Below are 22,043 nucleotides of genomic sequence, written 5' to 3'. Positions count from 1 at the left end.
TTTTTTTATCTAGTTGTTCTAAATAAAAATTTTTAACGACGTTATAGTGAAATTTAATTCGTTAAATTGATCAAAGATTTATGCAGGTTGGTATAAATACTCAACAACAAGAGTCGTTTATTTTATCGCGCTCAGTTACCATATCATTATATAATTTTATTTAACTGAGCGCTTTTATGATAATCCAACAACATAATGCTGACTTGCCAACACCTACAGGTTTAATGCGAACAACCGTATATCGCCCTCAAGCGCAAGGACAGTTCCCTGCTATCATTTTTTATTCTGAAATATTTCAGCAAACCGCCCCGATTGCACGCAGCGCAGCTATTTTAGCAAGCCATGGCTTTGTGGTGTTAGTCCCGGAAGTATTTCACGAGTTAAACCCTATAGGCACTGTGCTTGCTTACGACGATGCAGGTAAAGACAAAGGCAATGCCGACAAGTGGGCAAAGCCACTTGAGCACCACGACAGTGACACACAAACTATGATCGACTTCATTAGATTACAAAGCTATTGCACAGGCACCGTCGGCGCAATGGGCGTATGTATTGGCGGGCATTTAGCTTATAGAGCGGCGCTTAACCCTGAAATTAAAGCGGCTTTTTGCTTATACGCGACTGATATTCACAGCGACACATTACCGGCAAAATCAGGTAATAACTCATTCGAGCGTATGGCTGATATACAAGGCGAAATTCACTTTATATGGGGAAAACAAGACCCGCATGTACCAAAGGAAGGCCGCGCTAAAATATACCAACAATGTGTAAGCACAAACATTAATTACCAGTGGCAAGAAGTTAATGCACAGCATGCCTTTATGCGTGATGAAGGTGAGCGATACGATGCAGCCCTTGCGATAAATATGTATCAACAAGCGGTAGCATTATTTAGCCGAACTTTATAAATGCTGTAAAAACTACTCATTAACTACTTTTCAGCATACCTAAAGCGGTATGCTGCTTTACAAAGTAGGCTTTTAAGTAATCAATAAACAATCGTAACTTTTTAGAGCCCGCAGCCCCTGGCGGAAATACTCCGTACAGTTCAATATCTTTGCTTTTATAATCATCTAATATTATTTCAAGCAACCCAGCTTGTACTTTTGGCCACGCATCGTAAAGCGGAATACGCCCGATGCCATGCCCCGCTTCTACAAAGGCAGTACGTGCGGCTGCGTTATTAGTACTTAGCCCGCCTTGCATTGTAATATCGTGTTTTTTGCCATCTTTTTGAAGTGTTAATGTTTTACTCCCGAGCTGGTAAACGACCCATTGGTGCTCTGCTAGCTCTAAGGGCGTTTTAGGTTTTCCAAAATGTGCAAAGTATTCCGGCGCGCCACAAATACAGGTGCTCATTGTAGTCAGCTTGGTTGCCTGCAAGTTGGAGTCACTCAGCGCCACACCCCTAATTGCAAAATCAAACCCATTTTTAATAATATCGATAACGTCATCCGTAAGTTGTAAATCAATTTTAATTTTAGGGTATTGCCGTTTAAAGGTATTTATTGCAGGCACAATTAATTGCATTCCTACATTTACGGGGCAACTAATTTTAAGCAAACCTTGTGGCTCACTTTTTATATTTTCTATTTGTTGATTAGCGGCATTGGCTTGTTCGGTAATTATTCTACAACGCTCATAATAAGCAATGCCGGCTTCAGTGAGCGCCATGGTGCGGGTTGAACGATTTAGTAAAGTGATTTCAAGTTGGGTTTCTAATTTTTTTAAATGATAACTTGCCACGGCTCGCGTAAGCCCTAGCTGTTTAGCAGCAGCGGTTAAGCTACCCTGCTCTACAATTTGTGCAAATACCACCATACTTTTTAACTGCTCAAACGACACTTTCATAAACGCTCCACAATGTGTTTCAAATTCAACCCTTCAATTGTATCAATTATTAAATCAATAAAGTTAAATTTATCATCGTTGTTTAAAGGAGTGTTAGTGCATATAGTAATCGGTAAGCAAGATTACTAATTTAAATCATCAGAAGGAATATATTCAATGTCTAAAAAAATACTTATGGTTCTTACATCTCACGCAGAACTTGGTAACACTGGCGAAAAAACAGGTTTTTGGGTAGAAGAATTTGCAGCCCCTTATTACGCCTTTGTTGATGCAGGCGTTGAAGTAACGTTAGCGTCTCCAGCTGGCGGCCAACCACCCATTGATCCGACAAGTACACTTGCTGATTTTCAAACAGATGCAACAAAACGTTATGACGCAGATAGCGCAGCACAAACATTAATGGCAAACACTAAAGTGTTGAGTGAAGTGAATTCAAGCGATTTTGACGCTGTATTTTACCCAGGTGGCCACGGCCCATTATGGGACTTGGTTGACAACACAGATTCAATTTCACTTATCGAAAGCTTTGTAAAAGAGCAAAAACCGGTTGCTGCGGTATGTCATGCAAGCGCGGCATTTTTAAATGTTAAAGATGCTGATGGCAATGCGTTAGTAGCGGGTAAAAAAGTAACTGGTTTTACTAACTCAGAAGAAGCTGCAGTACAACTTACCGATATCGTGCCATTTTTAGTTGAAGACGAGCTAATTAAAAAAGGCGGCGATTATCAAAAAACTGACGACTGGGGCGTATTAGCACTAGTAGATGGTTTAGTAATTACCGGTCAAAATCCAGCAAGCTCTGAACTAGCTGCTAAAAAGCTACTAACTAAGTTAGGTTAATAGCGAGTAATAATTAAAATTAAGCACAGTATTTTATGCTGTGCTTTTTTAATTGCTTTTCATTAGCAAATACAATTCCTATACTGGCAACTCTTAAAGTCAATTAGGGCAATTATATGGCAACCAAGCCAACCACACTGTCATTACTAACCACTACCCGTTTCGCAATTTTTAGTATTGTTGTTATTTGCTTTGTACTACAAGTAATTAATAGCCTCCCTGGTATAAGCTTAAATGGTTTAGGAATATACCCACGCAGTATCCAAGGCTTAATTGGCATACTATGCGCGCCTTTTTTACATGGTAGCTGGTGGCATTTTGCCAGTAACATGATCCCATTTGTAGTATTAAGTTGGCTAATTTGCCAATACAGCGTTAAGCGTTTTTATAATGTATTTATTTTTACCGCTTTAGTTGGTGGACTGTTAGTTTGGGCATTTGGGCGCAGTAACATACATGTTGGTTTAAGCGGTGTTATATATGGTTTGTGGGGATTTATACTTTGCTATGGCGTGGTCAGGCGTTCGTTAAAATCCATTATCATTGCTATTGCTGTTGCCATACTTTATAGCGGTTTTATATGGGGTGTTTTACCTCAGCGCTACCATGTATCGTTTGAAAGCCATCTATTTGGAGCGCTAAGCGGGTTGTTTTTAGGTTATAGATTAGCAAAAAACGATAAGCTAAAAGGTCGATGAGTTAAATATTAAACGAAACCTTTAATTAATTTTTTATGTCCCCATTTATGAGTAAGTATTAAACAATTCTATTTAACATTGAGGTTATTTATGAGTGATGAAAACGAGTATACACCACCAAAAGTATGGACGTGGGAAAGTGAAAGTGGCGGTAAGTTTGCTAGTATTAATCGCCCCGTTGCCGGCGCGACTCATGACAAAACTCTACCTATTGGTGAGCACGCATTTCAGCTTTATTCTCTTGCGACACCTAATGGTCAAAAAGCCACTATTATGTTTGAAGAGCTTTTAGAGCTTGGCTTAACTGGTGCAGACTACGACGCATATTTAATAAATATAGGTGATGGTGATCAGTTCGGTTCTGACTTTGTTGATATTAATCCAAATTCGAAAATCCCAGCACTAATGGATCATTCAACCACGCCACCGACTCGTATTTTTGAATCAGGTTCTATTTTACAGTATTTGGCTGAAAAATTTGATGTACTCATCCCTAAAGACTTAAAAGCTAAAACGCAGTGTCGTAACTGGCTGTTTTGGCAAATGGGCTCAGCGCCATACTTAGGTGGCGGATTTGGTCACTTTTATAGCTATGCGCCAAGTAAAATGCAATACCCTATTGACCGTTTTACAATGGAAACTAAACGCCAACTTGATGTGTTAAACCGTCATTTAAGCGAAAACGAATACATGGCGGGTGATGAATATTCAATTGCCGATATCGCCATTTGGCCGTGGTACGGCTCGCTAGTTCTAGGTGCTTTGTATGATGCTGCTGAGTTTTTAGATGTTGCTTCATACACTCACGTTGTACGCTGGGCTACACAGGTTTCAGAGCGTCCAGCTGTAAAACGCGGTCGTCGTGTTAATCGCACATGGGGCCCTGAAGAAGAGCAAATGGCAGAGCGCCATAAAGGCAGTGATTTTAAATAAAATAGCCACGCATCTTTGTATAAAAGCCAGTAATATTTGCTGGCTTTTATACTTCAAAAAACACGCCATTTATTGCCAATAAATCAATTAAAGCAACAGCTTAATACAAATTAACTATTTAAATCATTTATTATAAAATTATTTTCTTTTAAAATATGAAAACGCTCCAAAATAAGCTAACTTTAATATAAATTATTAAAACTAAGTGTTTTTATGCGTATAACTATTTATCTCATCATCATAAGCCTCTTTTATACGGCCTCTTTTTCCTTTAGTACCTACGCTGAAAATATTAAAACACTGACTATTTATCACGATTCTGACTACTCTAATCATAACGAATCAGCCTATGCAATGAAAATGGGAGCACTTACAGCACTCGCCGAAATTAATAATAATGTACAAGGTTACCAAATAAATTTTATTGAAAAAGATAATAGAGGAAACTCTAATCGCAGCTTGCTGCATATGCAGCAGTTTTTAAAAGATTCAAACGCGTTAGTTTTTTTGGGAGGTCTACACTCTCCTCCCTATATTAAAAATAGAGATTTTATAAATAAAAATAAACTATTACTTTTAGTTCCTTGGGCTGCTGGTGGGCCAATTACCCGCTACCCTGACGCGAAAAACTGGGTATTTAGACTCTCTGTAGACGATACAAAAGCAGGCCATAGAATGGCCCAATTTGCAACGCAGACTCTTGGCTGTCAAAAACCCCAACTGTTATTAGAAAATACCCCTTGGGGTAAGTCTAACAATATTGCGATGAGCAAAGCATTGGGGAATATTAAAACTAAAGTAAATTGGTTTAATTGGAACATAAAAGCGAATAGTGCAAAAATAATTCTACGTGAAATCATAAGCGACCAAGCAGATTGTATTTTGTTTGTGGGTAACGCACTTGAAGGAGCTGAAATAATTAACGCTATGGCAAGCTTTGTAGAGAATAAGCGAGTACCTATAATTAGTCACTGGGGGATCACTGGGGGTGATTTTTTCACAAATGTTGAGCACGCAATAAAATCAAACCTCAGCCTGCATTTCATACAAAGCTGTTTTTCTTTTTTAACTAAACCCCAAACGAAGCTTACCAAAAACGTGGTAAATCAAGCGCTATCGCTTCCCCCTCCTTCTATAGCACCAGAAAAGCTGGATTCTCCAGCTGGGTTTATCCATGCATATGATCTTACTAAAATTCTATTACAAGCTATTTCGCAAACAACATTAACCGACGATATACAAAAAAACAGGGCGAATATTAGGCTCGCACTAGAGAATTTAAATCAACCAATCGATGGATTAATTAAACAATATAAGCAGCCTTTTACTCAGTGGTCTAGTGATGATGCAGATGCACATGAAGCACTTGGGTTAGATGATTTATGCATGGCAAATTATAAACCTGATGGGAGTATTCATATATTAAATAATTTAGAAGGCAGTCCAGAATAATGCCAAACTCACTGAGTAATAAATTTAAACTGACAACAAACAATGCATTTTATACTTTTTTAGCATTGAGTTTAATACTTTCAGTAACAATAAGCCTTTTACTTGTTGGGATCAGAGCTAATGATGCTATTTATGATTTACAGAGTAAAAGTATAGAAATTGAATCAGAGTTAACCACTAGTTACTTAATGCTTTTTATAGAAACCCGAGAACAGATCCTCAAAGATATTGCTCGCCAGCCAATTTTGTCAAATGCAATCATGGGCTCAGAAACATCTAAAGCTGCGCTATTAGATTACCTTGATGAATATAAAATTTTAGGAAAAACCGAAAAGCTTGTTATTACAAATATTCTCCAAGAAGTTGTGTATAGCAGTGACTCATCATTAGCTGAGGTAATTGCGACAGAACCTACTTGGCTAAATAGTATAATTAACAATCAAATAGAAAGCGCTGTTATTTTACGGTCATCACAATCGCAATATTTTTTTACCATTGCAGTACCTATAAAATATAACAACCTCAGTGAAGGGGTGCTAACAGTACAATTTAGCACACCGCTTAGGGAGTTATTACCTGCAAAATTTGTATTAAATAATCATAACATCATACTCAGTGGCCCTTGGGTCTCTTTTTCAAATTTAGATGAAACACAGCAGTATATTTCAATCAGTAAAACACCGGTTGGCTCCACAGGCATTGAGTTAAATTATTTAATAAAAAACAGCTTGTTAGCTGAAAAAGTAACCGCCTTTATGCTAGATATAGCAGTAGCTCTTATTTTAAGCCTACTCCTTTCATCTGTTGTGTTATTAATTTTTGGTAGGCATTTACTATTAAACCCATTTAAGCAACTTGAGATTTCAAAAAAAGCAATCAAATTAAGTGAAGCCCGTTATGAGTTAGCAGTTGAAGGCAGCAATGATGGTATTTGGGATTGGGATATCCTCTCTAATACAATCTATTTTTCCCCACGGATTAGAGTATTACTTGGATACAATGAAAACGATATAGAGTTTTTACCTAATACAATTGAAACATTTAATAACCTAATTCATATTGATGATATAGATGAAAACCAAAAACAATTAAAAGCGCATTTAACGCAAAATAAACCATATAATATTGAATACCGCTTAAAGAATAAATCAGGTGTATACCGTCACTTTAGAGCGAAAGGCATGGCATTACGAGATAGCAATAATATTGCCATCAGAATGGCGGGCTCAATTACTGACGTCACTGAACAAAAAAAATCACAAGAGGCATTAAAAAAAGCCAAAGAACAAAATGATTTATTAGCCCATGCTATAGAGTCTTGTAATTTAGGAATATCGATCGCAGATGCTAAAGTTCCTGGTCTACCTTTAGTATTTTTAAATAGCGAGTTTGAAAAAATAACCGGTTACAAAAAAGAAGATATGATCGGTAAAAATTGCCGTGCTTTACAAGGCCCCAACACAGATAAAAAATCAATATCGGTCATTAAAAACGCAATAAAAACATTAAAAACTCAGCGTGTAGAAATAGTAAACTACAAAAAGGATGGCACCGCATTTTGGAATAGTTTACAAATCTCCCCTGTTTTTGACGAACACTCTAAACTCACCGCCTTTGTAGGAATTCAGCAAGATATCACGAAACGGATTGCTGCCAATCATTCATTAATTGAAGCAAAAGCATTAGCAGAACAAGCGAATATAGCAAAAAGTGAGTTTTTAGCCTCAATGAGTCATGAAATACGTACGCCTATGAATGGAGTACTCGGTATGCTTAACTTTATTTTAGATAGCCCTCTAAACGAAAAGCAGCAATATCAAACACGTATTGCACTTAACAGTGCAAACTCTTTACTCAATATAATTAATGATATTTTAGATTTTTCAAAAGTAGATGCAGGTAAGCTTGAGCTAGAAGAGTTAGAGTTTAACTTGCATGCCATGCTAGGAGATTTTTTAGAAACAGTCGCAGCTCAAGCATATAGTAAAGGTATTGAACTTATTTTAGATATTACAGATATCAAATACCCTTTCGTTATTGGAGATCCTGGACGACTCAGACAAATATTAACAAATCTTGTTAATAACGCTCTTAAATTTACCCATGTAGGAGAAGTGCAAATTATTGCTAAATTAATCCCCACTAATGGGAATGAAATACGCTTTAACTGCCAAGTGAAGGATACCGGAATAGGCATTCCAGTAGAGCAACAAGCCAAGTTATTTAAATCATTTTCACAAGTAGATTCTTCAACAACACGGAAATACGGCGGGACAGGATTAGGGTTAGCCATCGTTAAGAAACTCTGCAATTTGATGCAAGGTGAAGTAGAGGTAAAGTCGGACGAAAATAAAGGGAGTAACTTTATTTTTGATATCACTTTAAAGAAAGGTAAAAAAACAGAAAAAGTAATGCCTCCTATAGATATTACTGGAATTAACATACAAATAGCGTGCAGTAACAAAAGCCAAGCTAACGTACTTCAAAAGCAGCTTACACAATGGGGAGCAATCGTAATAATAAGCTCATCAGCAAAAATTGCGCTAAATACTTACGAGCAATTTTATACCCAACATGCTCATCCTTTCGACATTGTAATTATTGATACAAAACTTAGCGACAGTAACGGATTAACACTCGGTAAAACGATTAATGATCTAAATCTTCTCAGTACAGCAAACCTTGTATTGATGACCACAATAGATCAGTTTGAAACTAATGAACACTATAAACAAAATGGTTTTACTGCTTACTTTCCAAAACCGATGACAACTAAAGATATTTTTAACCTTCTTACAAAATGCTTACCCGAGAGAAACACTTTACATAGTGAAAATACCCAAACTTGTACCATAACCAAAAAACCACTTGGGCCGAATGATATTGTATGGCGTGAAGATATACGTATTTTATTAGCTGAAGATAATCAAATTAATCAGATTGTCGCCGCAACAACATTGAAAAAGATGGGAATTAGTGTTGTAGATATTGCGACCAATGGTAAAGAGGTACTTGATTACTTAGATCAAAAAAATACTATTGAGCCATACTCTCTTATTTTAATGGATTGCCAGATGCCTGTTATGGACGGATATCAGGCAACAACTTTAATTAGAAATAATGAAGCAAGAGATAAAGCAAACGCCATTACAATCATAGCCATGACAGCGAATGCTATGACGGGTGATAAAACTAAATGTTTAGATTCCGGAATGGATGACTATATATCAAAACCAATTGCCCAAGATATTTTATTTGAAAAGCTTTTAAAGTGGCTTCCTCACTCTGTAAAATAGACATTCAGCCACATTTTCTTACATATATTTAGTTGTTCTAAAATTAGTCGTTGGTACTATAAATTAATCTTGAGCAATACTATATTGCTCGTTAATTTAAAGGATTAACGAATGAATAAAATAATAATAACGCTATGTGCTTTAGCTCCTTGCCTTGTATCAGCACAAAAACTAGCAATACAAACAACACAAGCATTAATTACAACCGACTCCGCAACTGTATTTGCATATAACAAGACCCTAAAGCAGCTTGAGAGCATCAATTTACTAAGCGCAAAAAGCATTCAACTTACCCTACCCAATAATGCGATTGGTTTTGATGTAGCAACACTTGCCAATGCCGATACCAAACAAGCACTAATTTTAGCAAACGACGGGGTTTATAAAACCAATAGCGACAAAACAACATTATTGTTTACTTATGAATCAGTGCTTAATACATTAAAAGTAGATGAGTTTGAGAAAATTGATTTTGTTTTTGATGCCAATAACGATGGTTTAAGTGATATTTTTATCCCTAATTTAACAAGCAGCACCTTATATGTTCAAAACAAAGACGGCAGCTTTAAGCCCAACCAATTTATGCAAACACCTTTGTATGAAGGTCGTTTTTCAAGTAAAGGACTTTCGCTGGAAGTTAATATTAGCAATAAACCCGTCGTTATTGATTTTAACCACGACGGCTTAAACGACCTAGTATTTTCAAACGACTTTGGAGCAGATGTACTCCTTGCTAATTCAGAGGGCTTTGAGCAAAAGCTTACCTCAATTGACTTTGACATCGAGTTAGGCGAACTAAGTAATGGTGAAACTCGAAAAATAAAGCAAATTATTGATATTAATAACGACGGATTTCTTGATTTTACAACCAGGCAGTTTAAGCCTACGCAAGGTATGGATTCGTTAGATATAAAAATAGCACATACTTTATACCTAGGGAGCGCTAAAGGTTTTACTAATACGCCCATTACCTTATTTGAAACACAGGGCCCTAGTGAACTATTGCTCAAAACTGATTTTAATAATGATGGCTTAATTGATTTACAAAAAATGGACTTAGATATTGGCTTAGGTACTATCGCGTCTATGGCATTGGGCGGTGGCAGTACTGATGTAGATGTAGAAATGAATCTTTATAAACAGCAATCCGACGGCTCATTTGCCAATAAATCGAGTATCGAACTTGATTTAGAAATGGAAGTGGGAATGAACGGCAATGATTCCAAACCAGCGCTCTATTTAGGCGATATTAACGGCGACAGCTATATTGATGCGGTATACAAATACAGTAAAAAAACACTGTATATTTATTACGGAGAGCAAGATTCACTGCTAAATAAAAAACGTAAGAAATTAAAATTAACGCTGCCTAAAAATAACAAAGATATTCTGTTAGTTGATATAAACCAAGATGGTAAAAAAGATTTTGTATTTAAATTTACCGAAGAAGATGGCACCAGCAAAATAGAAACACGGTTAAATTAAACCAATAAAAACGCCCAACTGAATTAACCGTTGGGCTTTTTGACTTAAACCTGCGAGTAACAGTCAGCTTTACTCTAAGTAATAACACTTAAGCAGTTACGTTTAGCAGTGAATCACCTTCACTTAAACCAAATTTCTCTTGCACTGATGCAAGGATTAATTCTTTATCTTCATCTGACAACTGGTTTGAATACTCAGTTAATAGCTCATCTAAATAGCTGACTACTTCATCTGTATCGACTGATTCTAATGAGTTTTGCGGCGGTGGCGGACGCTGGCCTTCTGCCCGTCCTGCATCACCAATACTTTTAGCATCAAACTCGAGTTCGCCCATTAAATCAGCAAGCTCTTTAGTGGGTGCAATACCTTGCTCTTTAAACGCCGCTTGAATACTTTGCGCATCGTCGCTAGTTAAGTTTTTTGCATCAAACTGTGCAAGCGTTGCTTTAATAAAATCGCTTTGCTCTGTTGTTAGCTTTGCTGTTTGGCTGCTTTGTTGCGACATCAAACTGGCAGAACTGCTGTTAATACTATTAATCATTTTAGTACCCTTTCAACGTTCACGACGAGGTGGTTTATGATCGCTAAGCTCTTGTTCACTGATTTCGCCATTACCATCGGCATCTATAGAATCAAAAATTGTTTGTGCATCGCCGTGCGGTGGTTTTTTAGCACTAAACTCTTCAAAGCTAATTACACCATCGCCATCAGTATCAATAGTTGAAAAATCAGGTCTTTCAGGAGGATTGTCACCGCCTCTTGCAGCTACATTAGCTGAAAAAGCAATAGATAATATTGCCACAGTGGCAAGTGTTGAAAAATGCTTCATAGTAATAACCTCGTATTTAAGAATTAAATTAAGATTACGCTTTAAAAACGCAAACAATGTGCAAACAATAGGGAAGTAGTAAATTATTTTGATAAAAAAATTAATTTAAAAAGTTATGGTTGATTGCATTGCAATCAATATATAAGCTAATAAAATAATACGATTAATAACTGACGAGCAGTTGCGTTACTGCCCTTAATTCTCAAAGCTGATATACTGCTTGAGCCAATTAAACAAACAAATACAGAGCACTTTCATAAATAATGATTAATAACCAACCCTACTTAGCAGGCAATCTGTGAAAATACCTAAACGCCTACAACCTCTTGTTGATGATGGCCTTATTGACGAAGTTATAAGCCGACTAATGAGCGGCAAAGAAGCCGATGTATTTATTGTGCGTTGTGGTGAACACATACGCTGTGCAAAAGTGTATAAAGATGCCGTTAAACGTAGCTTTAAAAAAGCGGCACAATACCAAGAAGGCCGAAAAGTACGTGGTGGACGCCAAGCCCGTGCTATGGGCAAACGCTCTAGCTATGGCCGTCAATTAGAAGAAGAGATTTGGCAAAATGCCGAAGTGGATGCGCTATCTCGTTTAGCCGGTGTGGGTGTACGTGTACCTGATACTTACTTTTGTATTGATGGCGTGCTGCTTATGGAGCTCGTGTCGGACGAGGATGGTAACGTAGCTCCTCAACTTGGACATGTCGTTTTTAGTGAAGAGCAAGCGATTGAGCAGCATAAACTCATGATGCATTATATTAAGCTTATGCTTTGCGCAGGTATAATACACGGCGATTTATCTGAATTTAATGTACTTGTAGATAACAACGGCCCTGTAATTATAGATTTACCGCAAGCAGTTAACGCTTCAGCAAATAACAGTGCACAAGCTATGTTTGCACGCGATGTCAATAACATACGCCGCTACTATGGTGAATTTGCGCCAAGCATACTAAAAACTCAATACGCTAAAGAAATGTGGGCATTATTTGAAGAGGCCAATTTAACGCCTAATTCAACGCTTACAGGTGAATTTGAAGACAGCGACGAACTTGCCGATGTAGATTCTATTCTTGATGAAATTCAGGCAGCAGAATACGAAGAGTTTGACCGTTTAGAGCGAATTAAAAATGCTGACGATGATGAGTAGCTCATCGTCATCGCTCATTCCACATTACTGTGGATGCACAAATCGGTAGCCAACCCCATAAACAGACTGAATAACACTTTCAGTTTGTGTCACTTCATCTAATTTTTTACGCAACTTTTTAATATGACTATCAATAGTACGATGGCTCACAATACGCTGATCGGCGTACATAGTGTCCATTAAACTATCGCGCGAATAAATACGATTTGGGTTGTTAAACAAAGGTTTAAATAGCTGAAATTCAAAGTTCGTTAGCTCTATGCTGCTTGATTTGTATTTTACGCTGTAGGTGCTCTCGTCAAGCTTCATTGTTGACTCTGTAACATCACTTGCGCTACTTAATCGCCTTAATATAGCTTTAACTCGCGCCACCAGCTCAGCATAACTAAACGGCTTACAAATATAATCATCTGCACCTAACTCAAGTCCAAGCAGCCTATCTATTTCTTCTACTTTTGCCGATACCATAATAATAGGCACGTTTGAAAAGCGCCTGATTGCTTTACACAATTCAATACCACTTTGGCCAGGTAACATTATGTCGAGCAAAATTACGCTCGGCCTGTTAATTTCAAGCCAAGGTAATACTTCATTCCCGTGATGTATTTGATGAGTGATAAAGTGGTGGCTGCTTAAAAAGTCACTCATTAAGTTAGCTAGCTTTACTTCATCTTCCACAATCAGAATTTGTTCACTCATAGGCATCTCTGTAAGTAACCTCAACTTTATTTTTATAAACTAAATCGTCGGCAATCTAATAATAATGGCAAGACCACCTAAACTGGCTTTTTTAGCAGCTATTTCACCTTTATGCCCTTTAACTATATGCTGGCAAATAGATAAGCCTAAACCAGAACCCCCCTCTTGGCGATTACGCGAACTATCTACTCGATATAAATACTCAAACAAATGCGATAAATGCGACTGCTCTACACCTACGCCATTATCTTCAATTATAAGCTCTAAGTAGGTTTGCCCTTTAATACTTATATTGCTAGCCGTTAATGAAATAGTGGTGCATTGTGCATAGTGTACTGCGTTCATTAAAATATTATCGAGTAGCTGCAAAAGGCGTGTTTTATCTGCTTGTACAGTTATGTGTTTAGCGCTATTTAGTAAATGAATTTTTATATTATGTTGTTCAAGCACAACCTGATATTTTTGCTCAATAGTATTTAATAATAACGCCATATCAGTAGGTTGCATAGTGTAGTGCATACCTCCTAACTCTGCGCTATTGAGCATATGCAAGTCGTCTATTAAGCGTTTTAAATGCAAAGCTTCATCGTTAGCCGAACTTATATTTTTTGCGTTCGGTTCTCGTATACCAAGTAGCATAGCTTCAAGTTCACCGAGTAAAATGCTCATTGGCGTCCTAAGCTCATGAGAAATATTAGCAAGCCATCGCTTACGTACTTGCTCATCTTTAGCGAGTGTAAATGCAAGGATATTAAAATCTTCGCTTAATTGGCCTAATTCGTCTTTTCGCTCAAGCGTAAGTTTGGTCTCATAGTTACCTTGCGTTAAGCGATGCATACCGTTAGCAATTTGCTTTACTGGGCTAACTAAGTGGCGAGACAATAAAAAGGTAACCAGTAATGTAAGCACTACCGCAGCTAAAGCAATAAACCATAAGTAGTTAGTTTGCTGCTGTAAAAAATCAAGTTCATAGCCATCAACTAAGCTATCTCTTTTGGAAACAGCTAAGTAACCCACTGTTTTATCGCCCACTGTAATTGAGGTTGTTATATATTTTAAATCACTGAGATATTTACCCATTACTCGCTGTTTATTTTCATCAAGTAATGCGTAGTGAGCAATATTGTCCGGTGGTGGGCGGCGATCCATCCCTAAACGAACATGATCTGGCGGCGGTCGTCGCATCATCCCTCCCCTGGGACCTGGACCTTTTGGTGGTCTAGGTAAAAACTGGCTATTTTCTAGCTGCGATTCAACAAGCTTTCTAAAATTTTCGTCATCGCCAACAACGCGTTGCCATGAGGGGGTTTGTTCGTACTGTCTTGACAGCTGCGCAACAAGTGGTTCAAGCGCTTTCACCTCTTTTGCATTAACAAAATCAATTACGCCTTGCCCTATACTCCATTGTATAAGTACTACTAGCCCTGCAATAACACTAAAGGTAAAACTAAATAGTATTAAAAAAAGTTTATTATGAATTTTCATTAATGCGTGTTTTCAACCTTGCTAGGAAAGCTTTCAAATCGGTATGTTATAAACTCTTTGGTTTGGTCGTTAACATACAACGTAGCAACTATTTTTTTGCCCTGAGCGGTCCAATACATATGACCATGATTATTTAAAGTAACCGATACGGTATTTATACCACTTTTAAATAAGTTAGCAGGTAAATGCAATGCATGTCCGTAAATTCGCTGTATTTTAACCCCATTTATATATAAATGAGCATGACCTTGTAAAAAGCCCGTGTCATCGTTTGTAGTAGCGCTCATCATTTGCTGCATGTTCATCGTGCCCTCTGGCGGCACAGACAAATCATAGTTCTGTGTATCTAAAATTAAGTTATAACCCGACATACTATCTTTTAATAACTTAAGGCTTAATGCTGGGGTTGGCGTATCATTTGGCACTGCTATAGGCATATGGCTATGATCCATCATTTCCTGCTGCGCAAAAAGTTTGAAGCTCAATAGCGCAGCCGTTGCTAGGATCAATGCGTATTTAAAATAACGCATAGTTACTCCTTACATTCCCGGTGGTGGACCCATTGTTTCGCCAGTGTCACAGCGACCAATTGAATTATCGGCTAATTGACCTTTAAAACGAGGCCCTATTTGATAAGGGAAAGAAGGCTGTAATTTACCATCGCTGTCTAACGTTAGTGTTATATGGTAGTGATAACCCTTGCCATCGTTAGTATCGTGGCCGTTATGTTCATCTAATTGAGCACCGGTTACTGTTTTTTGTGCGTAGTAATAATCTTCAAAGTAATACCCATCGTCGGCATTTAATGTATTACCAGAGAGCGTCGTTACTTCTGCGCCGATAGCAGCACCTGCATCACTTGTTTGTGTGCCTTGGCTAACATCGTATTGATCAACTAAAGTACAGCTTCGCTCGCCCTCAGTACCACAACCACCCTCACTTTCTGATGCGCCATAATCACGCATTTCCCAGCCGCTTAATGCAAGTTGACCGTTACTTTCATAAGGACCATAAAGCGGATAGCCATCAGCTGCAAACCCATAAATAGGTGAATGCGCATCGCCATCATCTTCAAGTAAATCAGCTAAGCAACTCGTATAAAAGTGATGATGATATTCACCGTTAGCAGCATGTCCGCCACACACATCAACATCATATTGCTCAGCAATGGGCGCTAGTGTATACCAAATATTATTACCGTAGCTCATACCATCGCCCCAGTTAAATATACTGGTGCCATTAACCATTAAGCCAACTGTACCTAAACCTGTTTCACAAGTTTCAGTGCCTGATAAGTCGGTCGGTGTTATAGGAAAATACGCCTCAACCGCTTGTTCTGTCGGGCAGCCTGGTCCTGGAGGCCAATAACCTGCACCGCCTGTGTCATCACAGTTTTCAGTGCTGCTGTTATAGCCAATATCTTCACCAAACGAAATGGTTTGCCCTACTGCTGCTGAGGTTACACCGTTATAAAAATCAGTAGCTGCACGCGGGCGATTATTAAGTGCGTCTACTTGGTCTTGTGTAAGCGTTACGTCATATTTAGGAATGTCAGTTGTTTGCACATACATGTATTCAACGTCAGCATCTTCCTCAGTAACAGTAACAACCTCAACTGATTGAACATCTTCAACCACTGCGCCATTGTTTTGTATATAAGTAGAGGTTGTATCGTTGTTAATTAACCAGCTGGTAAGTTTTGCACTATTATCAACTGCACCAGTGTCTGAGCCTGAGTCTGATGAAGCAATAACATTAACTATAACGGTATCTACAACGACATCGTTTGTGCCGTCATCTGCACTGATTTCAAATACAAGTGCTTCATCGGTTAAAACTTCAGGTGCAACAAACTCTATAGATGTTGCGGTACTTGAAGATAAACTAACGGTAGTGCCTGATGTTTGTGACCAACTAACAGATACTTCGCCATCATCTTCAACTGTTGAACTTAAATAAACGGTATCACCCGCATTAACAGTTTGGTCTATACCGGCATCAACCGTTGGAGCACTATTACTGACTGTCTCGCCGTCTGTTGTAGTAATTGTAGAATCGCTGTTACATGCGCTTAAAGCAATGCAAAGCGCACTTAACGCAAATAACTTAGTTGCATTAGAGGCTTTTATTTTAAGAAGTGTTTTCAATGTTTGAACCTTTACTTTAACGTTTAATAAAGCAAAGTTAACAAGTAAAAGTGCAAACAATGTGCATAAACAAAGGAAGAATCTACATAAAATTACAACTGTGGTCTTTTAAGCAAAAACTTATCTTTGGTTGTACTAAAGTAATCACCGCCCATTTTACCCACTGCATTTAATAATTCAGGGTCAATATAGCCATTACTCATCACTTCATCGTCTATACAAATACCCACTACATCCAACAACATCATTTGCCCGCCACCTGGCTCATTTGAAATACTAATAACTTCGCGTAACTTACATTCAAACCGTACTTTTGAATCGGCAACGCTTGGCGTATTAACTAACTTACTTGGAGCTTGCGCGATGTTAGCTGCATCAAATTCACTTATATCACTAGGGTAATTTGCACAACTTTGATTCATTTTTTCAACTAGCTCTTGGCTAACTATATTAACCACACATTCTTTAGTTGCCATTAGATTACTGAGCGTATCTTTATTCGTTTTATCACTAGGGTTTACTTGCGTAACACTTAAAACAGGTGGCTTGCAGCTAGCCACAGTAAAAAATGAATAAGGCGCAATATTCGCAATACCTTCACTATTTAATGTACTTATCCATGCGATAGGCCGTGGGCTTATACCGCCGACTAAGTAAGAGTAAACATTTTGGTTGGTATTTTCGGTGAGATCTAAAAACATACTTTTCCTTTATTAAAAGTCACGCGGCAAATCTTAAAATAAGTTTATTACGTACAATACATTAAAGCAGCAGCCATTTTTTAAAATATGCATGATAAAATAAACATAGTGTGGTTTAAACGTGATTTACGTCTTAGCGATCACCAACCATTAAAAAGTGCATTTAGTAATGGCTTACCGACACTGTTACTTTATAACTTTGAGCCATTACTGCTCGAAGATGCACACTACAATGAGCGGCACTGGCGCTTTGTATATCAATCAATAGTTGAGTTAAATAATCAGCTAGCGCGTTTTAACGCCTGTGTTCATATCTTTAATTTAAACATGAGCGATTTACTTGAGTCGTTAAAGACGCAGTTTGAAATAGTTAATATTTTTAGCCATCAAGAAATAGGCTTAAACAACACCTTTGAGCGCGATAAAGCTATTAAAACTTGGTGCCAGAGTAACCACATTAACTGGCAAGAGTCGCAAACAGGCGCGGTGATTCGCGGCAAAAAAAATCGTAATAATTGGAATGAACGCTGGCAGCAAACAATGCAAGCACCTATTGCTGTTCCTAATTGGAAGAGTATAAAAACAATTACCCTCAATAACTACCAAGCACCTGAGCTGCCAAGCGCTTACACGCAAGATCACAACAGCTTTCAACAAGGCGGCCCGCTGCATGCGCGCACTGTAATGCAGAGCTTTTTTGCCGAGCGTGGTAAAGGTTATCAAAAAGGAATATCGAGCCCAAGTTTAAGCCAAACCCACTGCTCTCGGCTTTCCCCGTATTTAGCGTGGGGGAACATTAGCCTTAGGCAAGTGTATCAAATGGCCATTGATGAATATCATTCAAAACACCCTGACAAAAGAGGCTGGAAGCGCCCGCTTGCTGCGTTTGTATCCCGTTTACATTGGCACTGCCACTTTATGCAAAAGTTTGAGAACGAATGTTCTATGGAGTTTTTAGCCCTTAATCCGGGTTATCATGTATTTCCGTATCGTGATGATGAACATGTTAAAAACGATATTGAACGCTGGGCGCAAGGTCAAACAGGAATTCCCATTATTGACGCTTGCATGCGCTGCTTAAAAGCCACCGGTTATATAAACTTTAGAATGCGCGCCATGCTTGTAAGCTTTGTAACGCATCATTTAAATATAAGCTGGCAGCAAGCAAGCTTTCCCCTCGCTAATTACTTTTTAGATTTTGAGCCCGGAATTCACTACCCGCAAATTCAAATGCAAGCCTCGGTAACAGGTATTAATACCATTAGGCACTACAACCCAATTAAACAATCGGAGGATCAAGACCCAACAGGTTCGTTTATTAAAAAGTGGTGCCCCGAGCTTGAAAAACTCCCTATTGAATATTTACATCAGCCTTGGGAGCAAACTCCGATGGAAGCACTCTTTAACGACTTTAAGTTAGGGGAGGATTACCCTGAACCGATGCTTGATTTAGCAGCAGCCTCAAAAGAAGCACGCGAGCGCTTATGGCAATACCGTGAGCGAGCCGATGTTAAACGCGCCATAGGGAGGATTCTTAAAAAGCACGTTGGGGGTACTCAAAAAGTTACTCGAACAAAAAGTAAAACGGATACTAAAAGTAACAGCAAGGTTAAGTAAGCATGGCGCACAAAAAACTAAACTTACCTCAGAAAATATGCCCTATTTGTAATAAACCTTTTACGTGGCGTAAAAAATGGCAGCGCGACTGGGATAACGTTATTTATTGTTCAGAGCGCTGTAAGCGAAATAAACAGGGATAACAATTAACTGGCGTCTATTTTGCAACATCATCAGTAATTAATGCTTTTAAGGCTTTATATAAGTTTATTTTGTAAATAACGCTTAGCTAACCTGAAAAGCTTACACTCAAGCAAGGAGAAGATGATGACTATTAAAAAAACGGCAAGTTCAACATGGTCTGGCGATATTAAAACAGGCAAAGGTAGCATATCAACTCAAAGTGGCGCGCTTAACAAACAACCTTATGGTTTTAATACCCGCTTTGAAGATAAGGCAGGCTCAAATCCTGAAGAATTAGTAGGTGCAGCTCACAGTGCATGTTTTAGTATGGCACTTTCGCTTGCATTAGGTGATGCAGGCTTTACCGCAGATAAAATTGATACTAAAGCCACTGTAAGCCTTGATGAAGTAGATGATGGTTTTTCAGTAACGCATATTGCCCTGGAAGTAAAAGCGCGTATTGATGATATTCAAAATGAGCAGTTTCAAGCATTATGTGAACAAACCAAAAAGAACTGCCCTATTTCCAAGCTCTTAAATACCGAAATATCACTAGATGCGACACTTCAATCAGCATTTTAACTATTTAGACAGTTCCTTACTAAAAAAGCCAAGTAAGTAATTACTTGGCTTGCTTATTATAAAGAATTATTTTTAGGTTTATTCCTACTCAAAGTACTTACTACAAGCCCTATTCCCATCCCAATTGCTGGCCATACTACCCATATATAACTAGGCGAAGTTAGTAAATTTATAACGCTTAGCAAAGTTAAAATAAGTAAATATCCTTTAATTTTTTTGCCTAATGTCACTGTATTGCTCATTTATATTCTCCAAGTAATGTATGTCGCTATTATTGTTTTAATAAGCAACGTACACACCTGCTAAATGTCACTAAGTGATCTGACATTAGTCATCGCTTTTCATTTAATTACATAGTCATTTATTATGTATAAAAACATAAAAAACAATACTTTAATCTATTTGTGTTAGAATCTAATCTCAACTAACCTAAACAAATAAACATAAGAGGATGAGCTAAATGAGCGAAAAATCAAAAGATTGTGAAAAAGTTACATGTAGTAACTGTGCTGATGCTAACGATCTCGAATTTGATTTTTCTATGGCTTTTCAACCGATTATAAACTGTAAAACTAATCTTATTTATGGCTATGAGGCACTAGTTAGGGGTTTAAATGGCGAGTCTGCTTATTCAATCATTTCAAAAGTGAATGAAGACAACCGCTATGCATTTGATCAGCTTTGTCGTATTAAAGCCATTCAACTAGCCTCAAAGCTGGGCATAACATCAATGCTAAGCATTAACTTTTTACCTAATGCTATTTATAAACCAGAGCGATGTATACGCACCACACTAGAAGCTGCAAAAAAGTATAACTTCCCAATTCAAAATATTATGTTTGAATTTACTGAAGTAGAAAAAATAGAAGACACCGCACACATTAAACGCGTTGTTGATTACTATCAGTCTCTCGGATTTAAAACCGCCACCGATGACTTTGGTGCAGGTTATTCTGGTTTAAATCTGCTGGCTGACTTTCAAACAGATATTATCAAGCTGGATATGGCGCTAATACGCGATATAAGCAACGACAAAAAACGCCAATTAATAGTAACTCATTGCTTAAATATGTTTCGCGATTTAAATATTATCGCACTGGCTGAAGGGATTGAAACAGTAGAAGAATATACATGGCTTAAAAACGCAGGTGTTGAGCTTATGCAAGGGTATTTATTTGCCAAACCAAGCTTTGAAAACTTGCCTGAGGTAACCTACGTTTTTAATTAGGAAAATCTACAATACCCAAACACTTTATTACAATCATTTAATTGCCTTATAAAACCTCATAAATATAATACCCATTCTAGTAACAAATTTACTTAATTATAAGAAGGGATACTTAATGCGCTTTTTAATGCCACTCACTTTACTCGCACTTAGCTGTACAGCGTCTGCAAACGTCGAGCAGTCAGAATCAAAACAATGGTTTAACTCTATAAACTACGCAAAAATTGATTCTGATTATTACAGTGATAATGTGTACGGGTTATCAACTCACTATTACTTTGAGGAACAGCAAAACTCAGGTGTGTGGGATGATTATGGCTACTTGGATACAGATAGTAATATAGGCTTAAATTATTTTAATTCAGATGGTTATAGTGGAAAAGGTATTTTTGGAGAAGGCTTTTACGGCAATGCTTTTGCAACTTTTGAACTACCTAATATTGGTGATGCCGACAACTATTCACTTGGTTTAGGTTACTTATTTGCTGATTCACTAAAAGTATCTGTTCGTATGTTAGATTATGAATATAGCGATACAGTTTATTTATTTAAAGCTCAATATAATCATGAAATTAACGACACCGACTACATTGGTTTTACTGTTGAAACAGATGATGAAACAGAGTCATGGGACCTATCATCACGTTACTTTGCCCATCTTTACGATGACAGTTATTTTGCTATAAATGTTGACTACCTAGATGTTGGCGACGACTCAGTTTTTAATGTGCTCGCAAACTATTACTTTAATAAACATGTTGCAGTCGGTATTGGCTCAAACGACTCTGATTTAGTTATTGAAGGTAAGTACTTTATTAATGATAGCTACTACTTCACAGCTAATTACACTGATAATGATAACTATGATGTATATAATCTTAGCTTTGTAGCCCAATTTTAATAAACACAAAAAAGCCG

22 protein-coding genes are annotated in these 22,043 nt (G+C 37.7%); 13 read left to right on the top strand and 9 right to left on the bottom strand.

All coding sequences use genetic code 11. The features are described 5' to 3' along the window. Positions 1-176: 176 nt before the first annotated feature. Entirely contained in the window at positions 177-911 is a 735-nt protein-coding gene (locus P20495_RS07700) for a dienelactone hydrolase family protein (RefSeq protein ID WP_008137019.1), read from the top strand. A 19-nt stretch (positions 912-930) separates the two neighbouring features. On the opposite strand, the gene P20495_RS07705 is transcribed toward P20495_RS07700, so the two are convergent. Beyond that, positions 931-1,854: a LysR family transcriptional regulator gene (locus tag P20495_RS07705; RefSeq protein ID WP_008137017.1), complete on the bottom strand. Its 924-nt coding sequence runs from the start codon at positions 1,852-1,854 to the stop codon at positions 931-933. Positions 1,855-2,010: 156 nt separating this feature from the next. On the opposite strand from P20495_RS07705, the gene P20495_RS07710 reads away from it, so the two are divergent. From P20495_RS07710 to P20495_RS07735, 6 genes are all read left to right on the top strand, one after another. Further along, entirely contained in the window at positions 2,011-2,694 is a 684-nt protein-coding gene (locus P20495_RS07710; RefSeq protein ID WP_008137014.1) for a type 1 glutamine amidotransferase domain-containing protein, read from the top strand. 116 nt (positions 2,695-2,810) lie between these two features. After that, positions 2,811-3,392: a rhomboid family intramembrane serine protease gene (locus P20495_RS07715; RefSeq protein ID WP_007376876.1), complete on the top strand. Its 582-nt coding sequence runs from the start codon at positions 2,811-2,813 to the stop codon at positions 3,390-3,392. 90 nt (positions 3,393-3,482) lie between these two features. Next, the gene (gene yghU / locus P20495_RS07720; protein ID WP_007376875.1) at positions 3,483-4,325 is read left to right on the top strand and encodes a glutathione-dependent disulfide-bond oxidoreductase; all 843 of its coding nucleotides are present in this window, start codon (positions 3,483-3,485) and stop codon (positions 4,323-4,325) included. Between the two features lie 213 nt (positions 4,326-4,538). Continuing rightward, complete coding sequence (locus tag P20495_RS07725) at positions 4,539-5,777, top strand: ABC transporter substrate-binding protein (protein WP_033015992.1); 1,239 nt, start codon at positions 4,539-4,541, stop codon at positions 5,775-5,777. After that, positions 5,777-9,073 (top strand): PAS domain S-box protein, encoded by a 3,297-nt coding sequence (locus P20495_RS07730; RefSeq protein WP_008137009.1) that lies wholly within the window; start codon positions 5,777-5,779, stop codon positions 9,071-9,073. The genes P20495_RS07725 and P20495_RS07730 overlap by 1 nt, the downstream gene beginning before the upstream one ends. Positions 9,074-9,184: 111 nt before the next feature. Continuing rightward, positions 9,185-10,558, top strand: a complete 1,374-nt coding sequence (locus tag P20495_RS07735; RefSeq protein WP_007376872.1) for a VCBS repeat-containing protein — start codon at positions 9,185-9,187, stop codon at positions 10,556-10,558. Between the two features lie 88 nt (positions 10,559-10,646). Here the strand turns inward: P20495_RS07735 and P20495_RS07740 are convergent, their stop codons facing one another. After that, complete coding sequence (locus P20495_RS07740; RefSeq protein WP_008137005.1) at positions 10,647-11,099, bottom strand: hypothetical protein; 453 nt, start codon at positions 11,097-11,099, stop codon at positions 10,647-10,649. Positions 11,100-11,111: 12 nt separating this feature from the next. Further along, positions 11,112-11,387, bottom strand: a complete 276-nt coding sequence (locus P20495_RS07745) for an EF-hand domain-containing protein (RefSeq protein WP_007376870.1) — start codon at positions 11,385-11,387, stop codon at positions 11,112-11,114. A 298-nt stretch (positions 11,388-11,685) separates the two neighbouring features. On the opposite strand from P20495_RS07745, the gene P20495_RS07750 reads away from it, so the two are divergent. Next, positions 11,686-12,543: a PA4780 family RIO1-like protein kinase gene (locus tag P20495_RS07750; RefSeq protein ID WP_007376869.1), complete on the top strand. Its 858-nt coding sequence runs from the start codon at positions 11,686-11,688 to the stop codon at positions 12,541-12,543. A 24-nt stretch (positions 12,544-12,567) separates the two neighbouring features. Here the strand turns inward: P20495_RS07750 and P20495_RS07755 are convergent, their stop codons facing one another. The 5 genes from P20495_RS07755 to P20495_RS07775 are packed head-to-tail and all read right to left on the bottom strand — an operon-like array spanning position 12,568 to position 17,575. Continuing rightward, the gene (locus P20495_RS07755; RefSeq protein WP_033016000.1) at positions 12,568-13,242 is read right to left on the bottom strand and encodes a response regulator; all 675 of its coding nucleotides are present in this window, start codon (positions 13,240-13,242) and stop codon (positions 12,568-12,570) included. Between the two features lie 39 nt (positions 13,243-13,281). Continuing rightward, complete coding sequence (locus tag P20495_RS07760; protein WP_008137000.1) at positions 13,282-14,727, bottom strand: ATP-binding protein; 1,446 nt, start codon at positions 14,725-14,727, stop codon at positions 13,282-13,284. Then, entirely contained in the window at positions 14,727-15,257 is a 531-nt protein-coding gene (locus tag P20495_RS07765) for a hypothetical protein (RefSeq protein ID WP_008136999.1), read from the bottom strand. The genes P20495_RS07760 and P20495_RS07765 overlap by 1 nt, the downstream gene beginning before the upstream one ends. A 9-nt stretch (positions 15,258-15,266) precedes the next feature. Beyond that, the gene (locus tag P20495_RS07770; RefSeq protein ID WP_008136998.1) at positions 15,267-16,934 is read right to left on the bottom strand and encodes a YHYH protein; all 1,668 of its coding nucleotides are present in this window, start codon (positions 16,932-16,934) and stop codon (positions 15,267-15,269) included. 32 nt (positions 16,935-16,966) lie between these two features. Continuing rightward, positions 16,967-17,575: a flavin reductase family protein gene (locus P20495_RS07775; protein ID WP_008136997.1), complete on the bottom strand. Its 609-nt coding sequence runs from the start codon at positions 17,573-17,575 to the stop codon at positions 16,967-16,969. An 87-nt stretch (positions 17,576-17,662) separates the two neighbouring features. Between P20495_RS07775 and P20495_RS07780 the strand changes: the two genes are divergently transcribed. The 3 genes from P20495_RS07780 (at position 17,663) to P20495_RS07785 (ending at position 19,897) form a co-directional block, all read left to right on the top strand. Further along, complete coding sequence (locus P20495_RS07780) at positions 17,663-19,192, top strand: cryptochrome/deoxyribodipyrimidine photo-lyase family protein (protein WP_008136993.1); 1,530 nt, start codon at positions 17,663-17,665, stop codon at positions 19,190-19,192. Between the two features lie 2 nt (positions 19,193-19,194). Continuing rightward, positions 19,195-19,335 (top strand): DUF2256 domain-containing protein, encoded by a 141-nt coding sequence (locus P20495_RS21635; protein WP_002958154.1) that lies wholly within the window; start codon positions 19,195-19,197, stop codon positions 19,333-19,335. A 124-nt stretch (positions 19,336-19,459) separates the two neighbouring features. Next, the gene (locus tag P20495_RS07785; RefSeq protein ID WP_008136991.1) at positions 19,460-19,897 is read left to right on the top strand and encodes an OsmC family protein; all 438 of its coding nucleotides are present in this window, start codon (positions 19,460-19,462) and stop codon (positions 19,895-19,897) included. 56 nt (positions 19,898-19,953) lie between these two features. Here P20495_RS07785 and P20495_RS07790 read toward each other — a convergent pair whose 3' ends face one another. Next, a complete protein-coding gene (locus tag P20495_RS07790; RefSeq protein ID WP_008136990.1) occupies positions 19,954-20,139 on the bottom strand; it encodes a 2TM domain-containing protein in 186 nt (61 codons plus the stop codon). A gap of 218 nt (positions 20,140-20,357) precedes the next feature. Between P20495_RS07790 and P20495_RS07795 the strand changes: the two genes are divergently transcribed. Together P20495_RS07795 and P20495_RS07800 are read left to right on the top strand one after the other, a co-directional pair. Then, a complete protein-coding gene (locus P20495_RS07795; RefSeq protein WP_008136989.1) occupies positions 20,358-21,125 on the top strand; it encodes an EAL domain-containing protein in 768 nt (255 codons plus the stop codon). 115 nt (positions 21,126-21,240) lie between these two features. Next, positions 21,241-22,026: a putative porin gene (locus P20495_RS07800; RefSeq protein WP_008136988.1), complete on the top strand. Its 786-nt coding sequence runs from the start codon at positions 21,241-21,243 to the stop codon at positions 22,024-22,026. Positions 22,027-22,043: the final 17 nt, after the last annotated feature.

This window comes from Pseudoalteromonas sp. BSi20495 (assembly GCF_000241185.1).
Lineage (GTDB): Bacteria > Pseudomonadota > Gammaproteobacteria > Enterobacterales > Alteromonadaceae > Pseudoalteromonas > Pseudoalteromonas fuliginea.
Note: the sequence above shows the minus strand (reverse complement) of the source record. Positions and strands in the feature narration are given on the sequence as shown.

What these genes read in the sequence shown, in the direction of transcription:
- P20495_RS07700 (WP_008137019.1), top strand. Translation starts at nt 177, where the DNA reads ATGATAATCCAACAACATAATGCTGACTTGCCAACACCTACAGGTTTA.
- P20495_RS07705 (WP_008137017.1), bottom strand. Translation starts at nt 1,854, where the DNA reads ATGAAAGTGTCGTTTGAGCAGTTAAAAAGTATGGTGGTATTTGCACAA.
- P20495_RS07710 (WP_008137014.1), top strand. Translation starts at nt 2,011, where the DNA reads ATGTCTAAAAAAATACTTATGGTTCTTACATCTCACGCAGAACTTGGT.
- P20495_RS07715 (WP_007376876.1), top strand. Translation starts at nt 2,811, where the DNA reads ATGGCAACCAAGCCAACCACACTGTCATTACTAACCACTACCCGTTTC.
- yghU (WP_007376875.1), top strand. Translation starts at nt 3,483, where the DNA reads ATGAGTGATGAAAACGAGTATACACCACCAAAAGTATGGACGTGGGAA.
- P20495_RS07725 (WP_033015992.1), top strand. Translation starts at nt 4,539, where the DNA reads ATGCGTATAACTATTTATCTCATCATCATAAGCCTCTTTTATACGGCC.
- P20495_RS07730 (WP_008137009.1), top strand. Translation starts at nt 5,777, where the DNA reads ATGCCAAACTCACTGAGTAATAAATTTAAACTGACAACAAACAATGCA.
- P20495_RS07735 (WP_007376872.1), top strand. Translation starts at nt 9,185, where the DNA reads ATGAATAAAATAATAATAACGCTATGTGCTTTAGCTCCTTGCCTTGTA.
- P20495_RS07740 (WP_008137005.1), bottom strand. Translation starts at nt 11,099, where the DNA reads ATGATTAATAGTATTAACAGCAGTTCTGCCAGTTTGATGTCGCAACAA.
- P20495_RS07745 (WP_007376870.1), bottom strand. Translation starts at nt 11,387, where the DNA reads ATGAAGCATTTTTCAACACTTGCCACTGTGGCAATATTATCTATTGCT.
- P20495_RS07755 (WP_033016000.1), bottom strand. Translation starts at nt 13,242, where the DNA reads ATGAGTGAACAAATTCTGATTGTGGAAGATGAAGTAAAGCTAGCTAAC.
- P20495_RS07760 (WP_008137000.1), bottom strand. Translation starts at nt 14,727, where the DNA reads ATGAAAATTCATAATAAACTTTTTTTAATACTATTTAGTTTTACCTTT.
- P20495_RS07765 (WP_008136999.1), bottom strand. Translation starts at nt 15,257, where the DNA reads ATGCGTTATTTTAAATACGCATTGATCCTAGCAACGGCTGCGCTATTG.
- P20495_RS07775 (WP_008136997.1), bottom strand. Translation starts at nt 17,575, where the DNA reads ATGTTTTTAGATCTCACCGAAAATACCAACCAAAATGTTTACTCTTAC.
- P20495_RS07780 (WP_008136993.1), top strand. Translation starts at nt 17,663, where the DNA reads ATGCATGATAAAATAAACATAGTGTGGTTTAAACGTGATTTACGTCTT.
- P20495_RS21635 (WP_002958154.1), top strand. Translation starts at nt 19,195, where the DNA reads ATGGCGCACAAAAAACTAAACTTACCTCAGAAAATATGCCCTATTTGT.
- P20495_RS07785 (WP_008136991.1), top strand. Translation starts at nt 19,460, where the DNA reads ATGACTATTAAAAAAACGGCAAGTTCAACATGGTCTGGCGATATTAAA.
- P20495_RS07790 (WP_008136990.1), bottom strand. Translation starts at nt 20,139, where the DNA reads ATGAGCAATACAGTGACATTAGGCAAAAAAATTAAAGGATATTTACTT.
- P20495_RS07795 (WP_008136989.1), top strand. Translation starts at nt 20,358, where the DNA reads ATGAGCGAAAAATCAAAAGATTGTGAAAAAGTTACATGTAGTAACTGT.
- P20495_RS07800 (WP_008136988.1), top strand. Translation starts at nt 21,241, where the DNA reads ATGCGCTTTTTAATGCCACTCACTTTACTCGCACTTAGCTGTACAGCG.